At 34.6% G+C, this 15,509-nt stretch carries 14 protein-coding genes; all 14 read right to left on the bottom strand.

Annotated elements, in window-relative coordinates; all coding sequences use genetic code 11:
• Complete coding sequence (locus MB380_RS20215; RefSeq protein WP_253530940.1) at window positions 1-1,182, bottom strand: TlpA disulfide reductase family protein; 1,182 nt, start codon at window positions 1,180-1,182, stop codon at window positions 1-3.
• 74 nt (window positions 1,183-1,256) lie between these two features.
• Window positions 1,257-2,438 (bottom strand): TlpA disulfide reductase family protein, encoded by a 1,182-nt coding sequence (locus MB380_RS20220; RefSeq protein ID WP_253530943.1) that lies wholly within the window; start codon window positions 2,436-2,438, stop codon window positions 1,257-1,259.
• A 73-nt stretch (window positions 2,439-2,511) separates the two neighbouring features.
• Window positions 2,512-3,693 (bottom strand): TlpA disulfide reductase family protein, encoded by a 1,182-nt coding sequence (locus MB380_RS20225; protein WP_253530946.1) that lies wholly within the window; start codon window positions 3,691-3,693, stop codon window positions 2,512-2,514.
• A gap of 81 nt (window positions 3,694-3,774) precedes the next feature.
• Window positions 3,775-3,963, bottom strand: coding sequence for a hypothetical protein (locus MB380_RS20230; RefSeq protein WP_253530949.1), 189 nt, complete (start codon window positions 3,961-3,963; stop codon window positions 3,775-3,777).
• Between the two features lie 11 nt (window positions 3,964-3,974).
• A complete protein-coding gene (locus tag MB380_RS20235) occupies window positions 3,975-4,301 on the bottom strand; it encodes a hypothetical protein (RefSeq protein ID WP_253530951.1) in 327 nt (108 codons plus the stop codon).
• A 128-nt stretch (window positions 4,302-4,429) separates the two neighbouring features.
• Window positions 4,430-4,693 (bottom strand): hypothetical protein, encoded by a 264-nt coding sequence (locus tag MB380_RS20240; RefSeq protein WP_253530960.1) that lies wholly within the window; start codon window positions 4,691-4,693, stop codon window positions 4,430-4,432.
• Window positions 4,694-5,060: 367 nt separating this feature from the next.
• Window positions 5,061-6,461, bottom strand: a complete 1,401-nt coding sequence (locus tag MB380_RS20245; protein ID WP_253530963.1) for a TlpA disulfide reductase family protein — start codon at window positions 6,459-6,461, stop codon at window positions 5,061-5,063.
• A gap of 792 nt (window positions 6,462-7,253) precedes the next feature.
• Window positions 7,254-8,360 carry a glycosyltransferase family 2 protein gene (locus MB380_RS20250; RefSeq protein ID WP_253530966.1) on the bottom strand — a complete coding sequence of 369 codons (1,107 nt, stop codon included), beginning with the start codon at window positions 8,358-8,360 and terminating at the stop codon, window positions 7,254-7,256.
• A 1-nt stretch (window position 8,361) separates the two neighbouring features.
• Entirely contained in the window at window positions 8,362-8,814 is a 453-nt protein-coding gene (locus MB380_RS20255) for a TlpA disulfide reductase family protein (RefSeq protein WP_253530968.1), read from the bottom strand.
• Window positions 8,815-8,856: 42 nt separating this feature from the next.
• Window positions 8,857-9,978, bottom strand: a complete 1,122-nt coding sequence (locus MB380_RS20260) for a thioredoxin-like domain-containing protein (protein ID WP_253530986.1) — start codon at window positions 9,976-9,978, stop codon at window positions 8,857-8,859.
• Between the two features lie 308 nt (window positions 9,979-10,286).
• Window positions 10,287-11,687 carry a TlpA disulfide reductase family protein gene (locus MB380_RS20265; protein ID WP_253530988.1) on the bottom strand — a complete coding sequence of 467 codons (1,401 nt, stop codon included), beginning with the start codon at window positions 11,685-11,687 and terminating at the stop codon, window positions 10,287-10,289.
• A 182-nt stretch (window positions 11,688-11,869) separates the two neighbouring features.
• Entirely contained in the window at window positions 11,870-13,018 is a 1,149-nt protein-coding gene (locus MB380_RS20270) for a TlpA disulfide reductase family protein (protein ID WP_253530990.1), read from the bottom strand.
• 582 nt (window positions 13,019-13,600) lie between these two features.
• Complete coding sequence (locus MB380_RS20275; protein ID WP_253530992.1) at window positions 13,601-13,870, bottom strand: hypothetical protein; 270 nt, start codon at window positions 13,868-13,870, stop codon at window positions 13,601-13,603.
• Window positions 13,871-13,898: 28 nt separating this feature from the next.
• Window positions 13,899-15,506, bottom strand: coding sequence for a vitamin K epoxide reductase family protein (locus MB380_RS20280; protein WP_253530994.1), 1,608 nt, complete (start codon window positions 15,504-15,506; stop codon window positions 13,899-13,901).
• Window positions 15,507-15,509 lie beyond the last annotated feature (3 nt).

A 15,509-nucleotide genomic window follows, 5' to 3' on the forward strand; every position in this document is an offset into this window, starting at 1 on the left:
TCATAAATTCTTATCTAAAAACCTAATTATTTCTTCGGGTTCTAAATCTTTCTTAATTATCGTTCCTGAGCTATCCACTAAGAAATTAGCCGGATAAGCTATTATGTTTATAGCTGTAGTAATCTTTCTGTTTTCATCAAGATATTCCGGCCAAGGGAATTTGTATTTTCTTAATGCTATATCTAATCTATCAAGATTACCAGTCCAATCTCCGGGAACAGAAATAATCCGAAAACCCTTAGCTGAGTATTCAGGATAAATTTTTTTGTATTCACGTAACTGTTCAACGCAGGTTCCACAGGCAGAATGCCAAAAGTCGATAAGCGTGTACTTCCCTTGTTCCGTATTTATCTTTTCAAACTTTCCGGAGGTCAGATTTTTATATTCGAAATTTGTAGGAAATTTTTTACCTATTCCTACGATATTGGCTTCATTTAGTTTTGCTGCCAATATTTTCCCAATAAAGCTTCTGCCAATATCAGAATCGGACATATATCTTTCCAAAAAATACTCATACCCTGGCTGAATACCTCTTTGGTAAAAATGAACGTATAAATACCAAAAAGAATAATTGCGGTCCTTCATAGAGCAAGTATTATTTTCTATCACTCTTGCTCTTTCAATGTGATTTTCTTTGATGAGCTTGCATACGTTTGCCAGGCTGTCTGGAATCAGCTCGGGAGTCGGGTAAGCAGCCGTGATACTATCAGAAAATGTCTGCAACCAAGTAATATCTTTCAATAAACGTTTGTAATTTGAATAAGCGTAAGAGTCATAATAACTTTTCATTATCTCATTATTGACTAACGGAATAGGAGATTTTAAATCAATTTCGGCCATCTGTGTACCTTCTCTAACTACAAAAAAATCAGATGAATAACGGCATGTATCTTTGCTGCAAAATTTAAAAATAAAGGGATAGGTCGGATAACCTAACTCGCCTTTAATAGTAAAACTTCCATTGGTTATATTTGCAGAGTAGCTTCTTATATCCAAAGTTGCATCAATTGAGTCTGAAGGAATAGCCGGAATGAGTAAAATTTGCCCATCAGAAGCATTGATTTTTCCTTCAACTACAAAAGTATGTTGCCCGAAACAACTCATTGACTCAAACAAGATGGTTGAGTAAAAACATATGTACCATATTCTTTTAATACAAAAAGATAGAAAAATAGAATTCATATATTTTTTAATTTGACAAAGTACATAAGTACCATTTATTGGGTATCTTATGCACTTTGTAATGAAATTCACTATCATAAATTCTTATCTAAAAACCTAATTATTTCTTCGGGTTTTAAATCTTTCTTAATTATCGTTCCTGAGCTATCCACTAAGAAATTAGCCGGATAAGCATATATGTTTATAGTTGTAGTAATCTTTCTGTTTTCATCAAGATATTCCGGCCAAGGGAATTTGTATTTTCTTAATGCTATATCTAATCTATCAAGATTACCAGTCCAATCTCCGGGAACAGAAATAATCCGAAAACCCTTAGCTGAGTATTCAGGATAAATTTTTTTGTATTCACGTAACTGTTCAACGCAAATTCCACAGGCGGAATGCCAAAAGTCGATAAGCGTGTACTTCCCTTGTTCCGTATTTATCTTTTCAAACTTTCCGGAGGTCAGATTTTTATATTCGAAATTTGTAGGAAATTTTTTACCTATTCCTACGATATTGGCTTCATTTAGTTTTGCTGCCAATGTTTTCCCAATGGAGCTTCTGGCTATATCAGAATCGGACATATCGTTTTTCAAAAAATACTCATACCCTGGCTGAATACCTCTTTGGTAAAAATTAACGTATAAATGCCAAAAAGAATAATTGCGATCCTTCATAGAGTAAATAGTATTTTCTATCACTCTTGCTCTTTCAATGTGATTTTCTTTGATGAGCTTGCATACGTTTGCCAGGCTGTCTGGAATCAGCTCGGGAGTCGGGTAAGCAGCCGTGATACTATCAGAAAATGTCTGCAACCAAGTAATATCTTTCAATAAACGTTTGTACTCAGTAAAAGAGTAACGGTCATAATAATTTTTCATTATGCCATTATTGACTAACGGAATAGGAGATTTTAAATCAATTTCGGCCATCTGTGTACCTTCTCTAACTACAAAAAAATCAGATGAATAACGGCATGTATCTTTGCTGCAAAATTTAAAAATAAAGGGATAGGTCGGATAACCTAACTCGCCTTTAATAGTAAAGCTTCCATTGGTTATATTTGCAGCATAGCTTCTTATATCCAAAGTTACATCAATTGAGTCTGAAGGAATAGCCGGAATGAGTAAAATTTGCCCATCAGAAACATTGATTTTTCCTTCAACTACAAAATTATGTTGCCCGAAACAACTCATTGACTCAAACAAGATGGTTGAGTAAAAACATACGTACCTTATTCTTTTAATACAAAAAGATAGAAAAATAGAATTCATATATTTTTTAATTTGCAAAGTACATAAGTACCATTTATTGGGTATCTTATGCACTTTGTAATGAAATTCATTATCATAAATTCTTATCTAAAAACCTAATTATTTCTTCGGGTTTTAAATCTTTCTTAATTATCGTTCCTGAGCTATCCACTAAGAAATTAGCCGGATAAGCATCTATGTTTATAGCTGTAGTAATCTTTCTGTTTTCATCAAGATATTCCGGCCAAGGGAATTTGTATTTTCTTAATGCTATATCTAATCTATCAAGATTACCAGTCCAATCTCCGGGAACAGAAATAATCCGAAAACCCTTAGCTGAGTATTCAGGATAAATTTTTTTGTATTCACGTAACTGTTCAACGCAGATTCCACAGGCAGAATGCCAAAAGTCGATAAGCGTGTACTTCCCTTGTTCCGTATTTATCTTTTCAAACTTTCCGGAGGTCAGATTTTTATATTCGAAATTTGTAGGAAATTTTTTACCTATTCCTACGATATTGGCTTCATTTAGTTTTGCTGCCAATGTTTTCCCAATAAAGCTTCTGGCTATATCAGAATCGGACATATCGTTTTTCAAAAAATACTCATACCCTGGCTGAATACCTCTTTGGTAAAAATTAACGTATAAATGCCAAAAAGAATAATTGCGGTCCTTCATAGAGTAAATATTACTTTCTATCACTCTTGCTCTTTCAATATGATTTTCTTTGATGAGCTTGATTACGTTTGTCAGGCTGTCTGGAATCAGCTCGGGAGTCGGGTAAGCAGCCGCGATACTATCAGAAAATGTCTGCAACCAAGTAATATCTTTCAATAATCGTTTGTAGTTTGTATAAGCGTAATCGTCATAATAATTTTTCATTATCTCATTATTGACTAACGGAATAGGAGATTTTAAATCAATTTCGGCCATCTGTGTACCTTCTCTAACTACAAAAAAATCAGATGAATAACGGCATGTATCTTCGCTGCAAAATTTAAAAATAAAGGGATAGGTCGGATAACCTAACTCGCCTTTAATAGTAAAGCTTCCATTGGTTATATTTGCAGCATAGCTTCTTATATCCAAAGTTGCATCAATTGAGTCTGAAGGAATAGCTGGAATGAGTAAAATTTGCCCATCAGAAGTATTGATTTTTCCTTCAACTACAAAATTATGTTGCCCGAAACAACTCATTGACTCAAACAAGATGGTTGAGTAAAAACATACGTATAATATTCTTTTTATACAAAAAGCTAGAAAAATAGAATTCATATATTTTTTAATTTGACAAAGTACATAAGCCCCTTTTATTGGGTATCTTATGCACTTTGTAATGAAATTCACAAATTTGTATTAACTGCAAGAACCTGGTGTTTTACCATCAGATGTAGAGCAAGTTGTGCAACCAGAAGGTTCACAATCTTTATTAGAACCCAAGCAAGCCGCTGCCCCACATGCTTCTCCTGCTAGGCCACCTTTTACTTTTTTCATTTGCTCTCTTGAAAGTAAAGACGCACCAATACTAATAATCATTTTTTTCAATGTTGTATAATTTAAAATGTTAAGATTTGTTTATGGTTGATTTGCAAATCCCTTGTTGGTAAATACTTTAAGATACCTTTCAAATCTTTTAAACGGTATATTTCAGGTATTTTTAACCCATCCAAATACATCGTTGGTGTCCCTTTAATTTTTGTAATTCTTGCCAGCTCACACCAAACTTTATGTTGTTCTATTAAACTCCTGGTTTTTTTGTTTTCATTTATTCCCAATTTCACCTCCCACTTTTCTATGTTGAGTTCTTCGTTTCGTACCACTGATGCAGTGCCTCTGCCTGCCGTTCCTGGATAAGGATAAAATAATGCTTCCCACTTTGCCAAGATTGTCAGCCTCAAAGTAAATTGCATAAAATACTACCCGACAATTCAGGGTATAATTAAAAAACAGGTCTTACATTACTGCGTAAACACGTGGATAAGGCTGACAAAACGGATTTTTACAGATTTCACTAATGCAAATACCCCCCATTTACATTTAAGTGGGTTAAAAATGGCGTTGTTATATCTATTATTTGTTCGGGCTTTATCTGTAGGGCCACGTTTTCAATATGCCACTCGTTCAGGGCATCACTGGTAGCCAACAGGCTTGGGTAATCGGGGTGATTTTTTAAAGTTTCTTCTACAGTTTCAGCGGTTACTTTGGCACCAATCGATTTCAGATATAAATAAGTAGCCGCCACAGCATTGTCATTAGATAATGGCGTTGTAAACATGGCAAGGTTGAATTTTATAGTCAGGCAAAAGACAAATATGTGTGCTTACATGGTTAATTCCTATCAAAACACTAATAATAAAACTGATAATTCCAGAGGCAATCAGTACCGCATAATAATTTATCCGTTTTCGATTGAACTTATAAAACTCTAATTATCATTAGATTACGAATATATGTAAATTATACATACCGAGACAATAAAAGAAAAACTTTTTATTTAACGTTACCTTTTTCTGTTTCAGAGGCCTGAATTGCAGCTGTGGTGAAAACTGGATGGGAGAAATGCGAAGTAATTATTTATAAATCACACAATATATAGCTGTTGCTTTAGAGGATGGTATACAAAATCAACTATTACTCAACCATTAATGAATTAGCTTCTCAATAGCCGAATAAATCTCATTTACCTCTTTTGCCGGGTCATAACCTATTTCAATAAATCTGATGTCCCGGTTTTTGTCAATTATCACAACCGCTGGAATACTATTTATTTTAAGGTCAGTTTCCAGGCTGTTTTTTTCATCAAAAAGTACCTTAAAGCTATATCCTCTTGAGCTGATGCTGTTTAAAATCTCATTTTGACTGATTCCCAATCTTTCTTTTGAATTGACAAATAGAAAGGCAACATCTTTATTGTCTTTATAGTAATCAATGAGGTGCTGCGTGGGTTTGAACTTTAAAAAGCACGGACCACACCAAGAAGCCCAAAAATCTAAAACTATTACTTTTTGACTTAGCTGTTTAATATCAATGAGGCTGCCTGATGTATCGTGAAACTCCAGCTCTGGTAGTTTCTTTTTTAAGAGTTTTACATCAGTAAGCTGGAAGCCTATAGTTTTTTCATCTATCTTATCTTGCATGTTTTTTATTAGCGCAAGCTCTTTTTCTGCCAATTCGGTTTCACCGGTTTCTTTAAGAAAAGAAATATAACCTGCATTAATATCTTCATACTTTAAAAAACCGTAGTCAAAGGCGGCCTTTCTAAGATATTCTTTTGCTTTGCGCTTATCACCCTCTAAAGCAAGTATTTGTCCGTACGTATGATACCTTCCTGCAAGAGTAGTTTTTCTTATTTCTTTTATCTCAAAATCTGGCAAGGTAAATGGTTCTCGCCAGTCACGGTTCCTATTGAGCAAGGGGGTCTCGCCTTCCATTGACTTTTCAATAAGCTCTTTGGCAACCGGCAGGTATTTTTTTTCTTTCACTAAATGAGACGCCGTCAGGGCGAAGCAAGCATATCTTCTTTCTTCTTTCAATAATTCCATTTCTTGTTGCCATGCCTGATAAGCATCCGTTTCAATATAGTCGGGCAGCAAGGCAGCCAAAAGTAAAGATAGGTGTAACTCTAAGGCATCCCGATTTTCTGGTTTTATTTCCGTATATTTATTTTTATATGATTCATAAAGGCGAATTCTTTCATTTGAGGTTTTTAATTTCAGGAATGGCCGGTGATAATCATAAAAATATACATGATTTATTGTATATTTATCTTCAGGAAAGTTTGATAGCGCTTTTGTTCGCCAGTTCTCTGCCATTTCAGTCATACCCAGATTTTGATAAAACGTGCACAGAGTCCAGGTTTCGGTTGAATTCAGCCTGTCCTGGGTTGATAATTCAACCAGTTCGTCTTCCATTTGCAATCTGTGCAGGCCGTTACCTGGCTCAAATGTATGTAAATACGGCAGATAGAACTTTCTTTTCAGGGAGGGTTGAAAAATAAACGCTTCTTCAAATAGTTTTTTGGACACTTCTTTATTACCATCCATTTTAAATTGCCATGCAAAATTGGGCGACTTATATTTTGCGACATAAGCCTTTGACTCCGCCTTTACGTTGTCATTATCAATAAAATAAACAAAGTTGTTTTCAGGCTTATCGATAAACTTTTTATTTCTTACTACTCTGAAGAACAAGAATCTTGTATTAGCGTTAGCAGAAATTTCAAATTTCTGGCCCTCCTTACAATTACCAATCAATTTTCTTTCCAGATAACATTCTTTATCATGCTCTTGCCTATAAATAAAAAGCTCAACAGAATCCTGAGGTACTCCATGATAAATAATAGAAATACTCTGGCCGGTTAATGCGTTGGTAGTATTAAAGCTCAATGCTGTTTCCTGCGCATACAGAGAGTAGTTAATAAGCAGAATTATACCCCAAAGCCACGTTTTCATAGTTTTAATACTTCAGTTACTTCAGTATCGATTGATTTAAAAAAACAGATATGTAGCCTCAGCAGCATTGTCTTTAGAAAATGAAGTTGTAAACATGACAATGTTAATTTTTATAGTCAGGCAAAATTAAAAACAGTTATGACTGTATGATTAGCTTCAATCAAAACTTTAATATTCATTACATTACGAATATACGTAAACTATTCATACCTAAACAATAAAAGCAAATTTTTATTCAACGTTACTTTTCTGTTATTTCAGAAGCATGAATTATGGCTTAAATGAAAACTGGCAGGGAGAAAATCGAATTAATGGTCAGAACATCACGCAATATCAAAACCCACTTTAGAAGCGGGCTGGTATGCAAGGGGCTAATGCGTCTATTTACTGTTGCGTTTGTTGATTGTCAGCCAAATCATCATGTGTCTTTTTTTCTTTTAAATCAGAGCAAAACTGTTCATATTGCTGACTAGTCTTCATGATACCAAGGCTTACTAATTGGCGGGAATCGACGTACCTCACTGAGCCTTCATAATGAAAACTTATTTCAGGGTTCTTCTTGATGACATCTTCAAAATGTTTGTAGTAAAATGCGCCGCCATAGTGTTCTCCTCTTTTTACTTCTTCGTTTACTTCACTGATGAAATCAGACAGGAATTTAGTATGAAAAACCGCCCCCTGAATATCACTGACTTTCGCACCATTAATTGCGTGCATACCTTGTACTAAATAAGTACCTGTCAAGTTTTTGAAAAGCGGTATTTTCGACAAAATATGAGGCGGATTTATTGCTCCGAAAACCCTTTCTCTCATGCCTCCGGTAAATATAACAGACCTGAAATTCAAGAACCTGATTCGGTCAAAAAAACCAAAACAACTTTCCTTGTATTCTCTATCAAAGTACGGAAGGTACAAGAGCGGACTCCCCCCGTCATAAGCAGAAGAACCCACTTGTTCTGCCGGATACATATCCAGCAAGAAAGTCCTGATAGCCGTAGAGCCCTCTTCTTCCATATATTGTGCCAGCGCGCGTATGTTCAGGCTTTCTGCATTTGGAAACCAAAAAAGTTCATCAATATCTACCACAACACACCAATGGTTTTTTCCGTAATTATCCAGCAAATGCTCCATCCAGTACCAATGGTTAACATAGGTTTCTGAGGTATTGAAGATATGTACGTTTTCTTCTTTTGCAATAACTGCTTGCGAGTTATCAGTCGAGTTATTGTTAATCAGAAAAAATCTGTTTACTCCTAACTGCTTATAATATTCAATAAAATGGGGCAACCGCAATGATTCATTTCTGAAAATGGCAAAGAGCCGTATTTCTTTTATGTCGTTGTTTATCGCCCCTGTATCCAATCGCCGAATTGTGCTGACAGATTTTTTCAACTGTTTTAAATACACACCTTTTTTCTTTCTTAAAGCCATGTATTCTTTCAATTGCCTTCGCCAGGTTATCAATTGATATTTAAGGTTAGTAGGTAACATCTTATTTTTTTAGCATAACATCAAAAATTTCTCTGATTTTAGGGTCTGACGGGCGCGGCGCATCAGAATTGATAACTCTACCCTCTTTGTCCATGATTATGTATCTTGGAATAGCCACTATTTTTAGCTTTTTGGCTATCTCTGAATCATTTCCCTTTGGCAATAGATAATTATGCGTTTCTGATAACCCAATTTGCTTTATTGCCTTTTGCCACGCCACAGGGTTGTCATCCATAGAGATATAAATAAAATTAATCCCCTTATTTTTGTAATCAATTGCCAGTTTTTTTGAGTCAGGCATTTCTTGTCTGCACGGAACACACCAAGACGCCCAAAAATCAATATAGGTTAATTGGTTCTTAAGAATTTTAGCGAGTGATTTTACTTGTTTATTGGTACCAATCAGGTCGTCAGTATTGTGTCTGATTTTTTTTAGGCTTAGGCTATTACACAATTTATAATTATACTAAGGTTTTTGCTGGTAAAGAAAGAAATATCAATTATTTAAGTTAAAATATTTATTGATGATTTGCTCGGTTTGTGTAGGTCCGTCTTTTACATCAAAACCTCTGATTTTATAGAGTATTTTACCATTTTTACCTACGAAAAGTGTTGTAGGAATACTTCCGTCAAATTGAAATAAGTCGTTTTGATACGCTTTTAATTCGGGAGTAATAATAAATTGCTCCCAATCCATTTTTTCTATAGCTAATGCTTTTTTCCATGCTTTTGTATCTTCATCAAGCGATACTGATACCATTCTTAAATATGGGTTGTTTTTATTTTTTTTGTGTATTTCTTTGAGTGTCGGTATCTCTTGACGACAAGGTCCACACCAAGATGCCCATAGGATAAGCAATGTACTTTCCCCTCCTTTAGTTAATACTGGTTTTATAGAATTATCAATAGAAGCTAATTTTGTATTAAAACTTAATGTAAAATTATCTTTTGTAACAATATACCTTTTAAGTTTTTGAGCAGTATTACTTAATTGAATTTGCTTGGAAAAGAGACTAAGTAGCGAATTGATATTTTCTTTCGTGAAATCATGTCTATTTCTTTCTAATTCATAAAGCAAATAGAATGAATCAGGATACTTTTCAATAGATTTTTTCAGCTTAGTGTAATCTATCCTTTTTAGGAAATAAGTCGAGAAGTAAGCCTCTGTTTGTTCTCCTGTTTCTATTTCTTTATTCGGGAAAACAATCTTTAGTTTATCTGAATAAGAAATAAATTCCTCTAATTTCCCATTTATTTTTATCCCATCTTCCAACATGAAATTTGAAAGAAAATGTGGCTTCCCATTTAGGGTTAATCTTGTTTTAAATCCAAACAATCTTTTGACGTTATTTGAATCTATGTGTTCTAAAGCTACAATTATTGGCTCTCCAAATTCTGCTTTTTTAAGAAAAAAATGGAATTTGCCTTTAATTGTTGTTGTGCTGCAAATTATTGATCTATCTAATCGAACTAGCTGTATTTTTCCATCAGGAAGGTTGTCTAAGTTTCCCACTATTTTTAGTAGGTCTTTATTTGAATCATTCTTGCAAGATGAATTAATAATAACTAAACAAATAAAAAAAATAAATACTTTTAACAACTTAACTAAATTCTTCATTTTTATATTCTTAAATATTTGTGTCTAAATTTTTAATTAAGCTACTGCCCTACGTAACCTTCATCAACAACGGGGCATTCTTATTCATTGCTCTTTTTGCACGAAAGCACGATTAATAAGGTAAATGCAAAACTGAAAAATCTCATTGCTGCAATTTAAGTTGATGGCTTGCTATCTTAAGCCTAAATATCTATTACTAACAACCTTTGCACCAAGTAGCTGCGCTACAATGAGACCAGCAATAAAGTACTCCTTCAACTGCTTTGTATAGGTAATAAATGTTTACTTCAGGTTGTCAAGTCGATATCTTACTTTTTCAACAATCCATCAAAAATTTCTCTGATTTTAGGGTCTGACGGGCGCGGCGCATCAGAATTGATAATTTTACCTTCTTTATCCATTATCATGTAGCGGGGAATAGTTATAATCTTAAGCTTTTTCGCCATTTCTGAATTGCTCCCCTCAGGCATTAAATAATTTTGATTTTCTGATAACCCAATTTGTTTTATTGCCTTTTGCCACGCCACAGGGTTGTCATCCATAGAGATATAAATAAAATTAATCCCCATATTTTTGTAATCAATTGCCAGTTTTTTCGAGTCAGGCATTTCTTGTCTGCACGGAACACACCAAGACGCCCAAAAATCAATATAGGTTAATTGGTTGTTAAGAATTTTAGCGAGTGATTTTACCCGCTGACCGGTACTGATTAATTCATCACTATTAAATCTGATTTTCTTTAAACTGAGGCTCTTGCGTAAGTAATTATTATATTCAGATGTTTTGCTGGTGGCATAAAAAACATTGGTTAAGCTATCATATTCTTTTTTAGAAAATCTAATCCGGGTGGTTTGCTTATCGACCCAAAATAATAATTTAAACTGCAGATAATCTTTAGTATCAGCCTTAAAGTTCTGGTCAATGACAGCAAACATTTTTTTTAGTTCTATGGACTCTTTACCATACTTAAGGTAATAAAGCAGGTTTACTATACCCCAGCAACTTTTGCGATAATAAGGCATATCCAATAAACGGTGCTGGTTCAATTCTGAAACACTCTTACTCAGTTCCTCCAGATATTTCCTGTCCCATTTTTCATAGTTGCCAAAATACGTTCTCCTATATAATTTATCATACTTAATAATGTTCATCCAATCGTTTAAAAATGATTTGTCTAAGTTAAACTGCTTGCAATACACTTTTAAATAGTCCTCTTTCTGCTTAAATTTTTTGTCAATTTTTTCTTCTCTCAATGCATAGTTATTTAAATAAGTACTATCTAAAAAAAATGCATTTAAAAAAGTATTATCATTCTCAGAGTCAGATTGGCATCTATAACTGTAATCAAAATTGAGTTCTTTGTTTATTTTTTCATTTTTCGTTCTTGCCACTATCAATTTTGGCCTGGTACTATCTGCTTCTATTTCAATTATTTCATCATAATTTCTTATTAAGATATCCTGAGAACGCCAGTGTGAGGTAGAGATTAACCCTGATTCCGGAATCGAATTACGGCCTTCCGTTAAATCATTTAACTCGTCAAAAATGTCTTCATAAGCCAATACATGGTTATTTAATACATCTTTTTTTACCATAACGTTTACAGAATCAATGTCAGGATTTGCCAAGGCCTTATCCTGCATTTTATTCTGCTCGCTTGCACAACTAAAAAAGATAATTGCTAAAAGATTACAATAAGTAAATTTCATATTTGTAAGCATTAGTCAGAGCTTTACTAACCCCGAATTGTATCAGGGTTAGTGTAATTAAACAATTTACCACGACTTATTGGTATGAGAAGAACAGTTATCACAACAGTAATAAGCATGTACCCAGCCACCCCAGGATGCAACAGTAGTTGCTTCATTTTTGGCCACTTCAAGACGATATCTTACTTCCTCAACAATCCATCAAAAACTTCTCTGATTTTCGGATCTGATGGCCGGGGTGCATCACTATTGATTACTTTGCCAGCTTTATCCATAATCATGTATCGAGGTATGGCAGATACATCAAACTTTCTGATAATTTCCGATTGGCCAGCATTCATTAGCAAAAGACTTCCCTGATTGCCTAAGTTCAATTGGGTGTTAGCTTTTCTCCAAGCATCATGACTCTCATCTATCGACAGATACAGAAATTTAATGCCCTTATTTTCATATATTCGCTTTAATTGAATAGACAAAGGCATTTCAATTCTACATGGAACACACCATGAGGCCCAGAAATCGAGATAATAAAACGCTTGTTTGTCTGTCTTGATTACTTCATTAAGATTGTCGAATTTTCTTCCTTGTAAATCAATAATCTTTGCCTGCCCAGCTGCCTTATCAGATTGAAAGTAAGTAGCATGCAAAAAACTTCTAATTGAGCTATCGGCAGTTAAGTTATAAAAACGCCTCGCCAGCTTTTGGGCTTCGTTCCTGCTTTGTGAATGAACCATTCCTAAGGCGTACATAAGCACACCTGTTTTTGATTTACCTGCATAAATTTCTTCGCACTTCTCAAAATATCTGATATGATTACTGGAAGTAAAATCTTTTTCAACCAGATATTTAGCCCAATTGTAAAGAAACTGGATATAGTATAGCTTATTTACCAGGCTATCATTAATCAATTGTTTGGTAATGTGTGTATCAACCTGGATTTTATTTCTGCTTTGAAGCACCCCGCTATAAAAATTGTATGTTTGTCTTTGTTTGGTTTCCTGATAGAACTTTTCTGAAACGAGGTTATTTCTATAAAGGCTATCCAAGAAATGCTGACTATATTGTATGCTTTTTGTTGGACTCAGAAATTCTCCCTTCAATATCTTTGCTTTAGAGTCTGGCTCAAGCGCTACTGTATTTGAAATTTTCTGATCGAAATCATCAATTCCTATACTTTTCAGATTCAGTAAGGTGTAATAGTTCATCTCATTGAAGTTAAAACTCCGATTCTTTAATCTAAAAATAGGATAATCCTTTTTATTAAGAGCAATTTCTACGACATCTCCCTTTCTGAATTCCTGCGAAATATTGAATGTAATCTCCTTATTCATTGAGTTTATAGTTACCATTAAATTGTCGCCGGAAAGAATCGAATCTTTTAATTTATTTTTATTCAGGTTAACCAGCGCATATCCATCCCGAGAATTACAATTCAGTAATAGTTCTCTGGCGGTATTGGCTTCTAATGTGAAGTATATATAACCCGGAGTTTTCTGCGAGTAACCTTTGTCGGCTGATTTCTGGACAACCTTAAGCTTATCATTCCTTGCTTTATCTGCCGAACACGAAAAAAACACAAAAAGAACAAAATAAACGATCGTAAGCCAAAGTGAATGCTCCCAAATTGGCAAGCATCTTTTTTGTAAAGCGTAAGAATTACTAATGGTAAAAAAAAGTCTCCACCCCGCTGATTTTCGCATTTCATTAACGGTTGATTGGTCTAGTAAAAAAAAGATTTTTCGGTATCATGTTAATTTGTTTTTTGGACACTCCCCTCTCTGCAACACAGTACCTTTCAAGAGTAAGTAGAAACCTACTTACTCTTTGTTTGAACTACTTTTAACTTATTATACATCAGATAAAAGTATCAAAATCATGAGACCAAAAGTATTTACCAAGTTTTAACAACTCCATTAAACTGGATAATTCCAGGGGCAATGATCACAACAATAATGTGTTCCGTTTTGACCTGCCAGATATACGGCATTCTTTTTTGAAACACCGTTCGAATCATAAGGGGCAGGTTTCCAATAAGTGGTTACAACTGTAGTATAGCTTTTGAGGTAGGCATCCCACATGGTATGATAAACTTTCTGTTGATAGCCGCATTGACCACCCCCCAGAATTTTTGCCATTTCTGATTTTGACAATGAAGAACTTTTGAATTTTAACAGTTTTTCCATGATTCTTAAATGTTAAATTGAGAATTATTTAAGTTTGATTTGCAAATCCTAGATTGAATTGATTCCTGACTATTTTACCCAGATCATCGGCCTGATATGTTTTAGGGATAAACCTGTTATTAAGGAATCTAACTGGTGCTTCTCTGATATTTGCCATTTCCAACCATCTTAAATGCAGAGCCATTTGTTCTCGTCCATTTTTGTTATCATTTTTTATTCCAAATTTTGCCTCCCATTTCTCTATGTCTTTGTTATTATCGTTAAACCATTCATCCAAAGCAGTTTTTATATCAATACCGTTGGCCTGACCCAATATCTGAGATGCAACCTTACCTCCCTCATCGTGTGCAGCCATTGATGCGGCCAAAACTATATCAATCTTTATATTACCCTCGTTCTCTATCAATCTTTTCGCGGCAAAATAAGATTGCCTACAAGAGCCACACCCGGGGCTCAATATCAAGAGTAAATGATTGCCGGCATCATTGTTGCCCATTTGTATGGTCTGCATTCCATCAAAAAACGGAGGCAGAAATGTTTCTTTACTAAATATTGAATTCATAAAATCGGTGTTGAACTTTAGTTTTTGTAGTTCAACGTAAAGACTATCTGCCCGCAATGATTTTATAAGGAGGCCTTTTATTAATACCCAGAGAACAGGGGTAATCAGAAAAGCTATTAGTGCAATTTTATACGAAAAAGTAGCAGGTAAACTAGTATTTATTGGCCAGTTGATTAAAAACTCTACCCATAATAAAACTTGTATACTAAGGCATAAGACACACCATTTCCGAACAACAAAACCCTGATAATAAACAGACCATAGGGTGTAAGGCATCACCATAACACCCAGAATCTGAATGAAAGGTATGGCACGTACTCCATCAAAAAGCAGTGCTAAAAAACCACCTGAAAAATAAAAAAACCCGATTTCTGCCCATGATATCCATCCAAATAGCTTTGCCGCCGGAGAATTTAATACAGAATCACAGTTTGATTTATTATTTAATTTACACACACTTTGCAGAAATGAGTTGCCGGCATCAAGACTATACCAAACCAACATGGCAGAAATAGTTAATCCGATAGTTTTAGATAGCAGCAAACCGTAATACAGCTGGTTGTTATGAAATAAAATCTCCTGAAAAGTTTCAAAGCCCATCATACCCAAGATTACTAGCAGACCTACCACAAAAAATGGCAAACGCAAACCATTCAGAATTTCATTTCTACGATTTTGCTTAAAGTTTGGCTCACCAGATTCTTCATTGGGCTCTATTAATAAAGTTATTCCCTGCCATTTATGCGTAAAGTTGGTAATTGATTCTTTACGTATCCCTTCCATGTCATGTCTCCATTCAATTGTATCGTTCTCAACTTTGGTAATCGTCACAAAACTGCCACCATTGTCGTCAAAATAGGCAATAGCAGGCAACGGAATTTCGTAGAGCTGCCCGGGGTCAAGTCTGGTTGCCAGATTGGGTATATGCAGTTCATTCAGTATTTCACTTATACCTAGTATTGAAGTCGGATGATTATGCTGAAGAATGGCACTTTTGAGGCTTGTTTCAGTAACCTTAACTTTTGAAATGGTTAATAGTTGCCAAAGTGCTTCAAATACATTTTTTTCATTCATGTT

The organism is Emticicia sp. 21SJ11W-3 (genome assembly GCF_024138715.1).
Taxonomy (GTDB): domain Bacteria; phylum Bacteroidota; class Bacteroidia; order Cytophagales; family Spirosomataceae; genus Emticicia; species Emticicia fluvialis.

Excerpts from the sequence above, each read along its gene's own strand:
- MB380_RS20245 (WP_253530963.1), bottom strand. The coding sequence starts at position 6,461 with ATGGATGGTAATAAAGAAGTGTCCAAAAAACTATTTGAAGAAGCGTTT.
- MB380_RS20220 (WP_253530943.1), bottom strand. The coding sequence starts at position 2,438 with ATGAATTCTATTTTTCTATCTTTTTGTATTAAAAGAATAAGGTACGTA.
- MB380_RS20275 (WP_253530992.1), bottom strand. The coding sequence starts at position 13,870 with ATGGAAAAACTGTTAAAATTCAAAAGTTCTTCATTGTCAAAATCAGAA.
- MB380_RS20225 (WP_253530946.1), bottom strand. The coding sequence starts at position 3,693 with ATGAATTCTATTTTTCTAGCTTTTTGTATAAAAAGAATATTATACGTA.
- MB380_RS20260 (WP_253530986.1), bottom strand. The coding sequence starts at position 9,978 with ATGAAGAATTTAGTTAAGTTGTTAAAAGTATTTATTTTTTTTATTTGT.
- MB380_RS20240 (WP_253530960.1), bottom strand. The coding sequence starts at position 4,693 with ATGTTTACAACGCCATTATCTAATGACAATGCTGTGGCGGCTACTTAT.
- MB380_RS20250 (WP_253530966.1), bottom strand. The coding sequence starts at position 8,360 with ATGTTACCTACTAACCTTAAATATCAATTGATAACCTGGCGAAGGCAA.
- MB380_RS20280 (WP_253530994.1), bottom strand. The coding sequence starts at position 15,506 with ATGAATGAAAAAAATGTATTTGAAGCACTTTGGCAACTATTAACCATT.
- MB380_RS20270 (WP_253530990.1), bottom strand. The coding sequence starts at position 13,018 with ATGAATAAGGAGATTACATTCAATATTTCGCAGGAATTCAGAAAGGGA.
- MB380_RS20265 (WP_253530988.1), bottom strand. The coding sequence starts at position 11,687 with ATGAAATTTACTTATTGTAATCTTTTAGCAATTATCTTTTTTAGTTGT.
- MB380_RS20215 (WP_253530940.1), bottom strand. The coding sequence starts at position 1,182 with ATGAATTCTATTTTTCTATCTTTTTGTATTAAAAGAATATGGTACATA.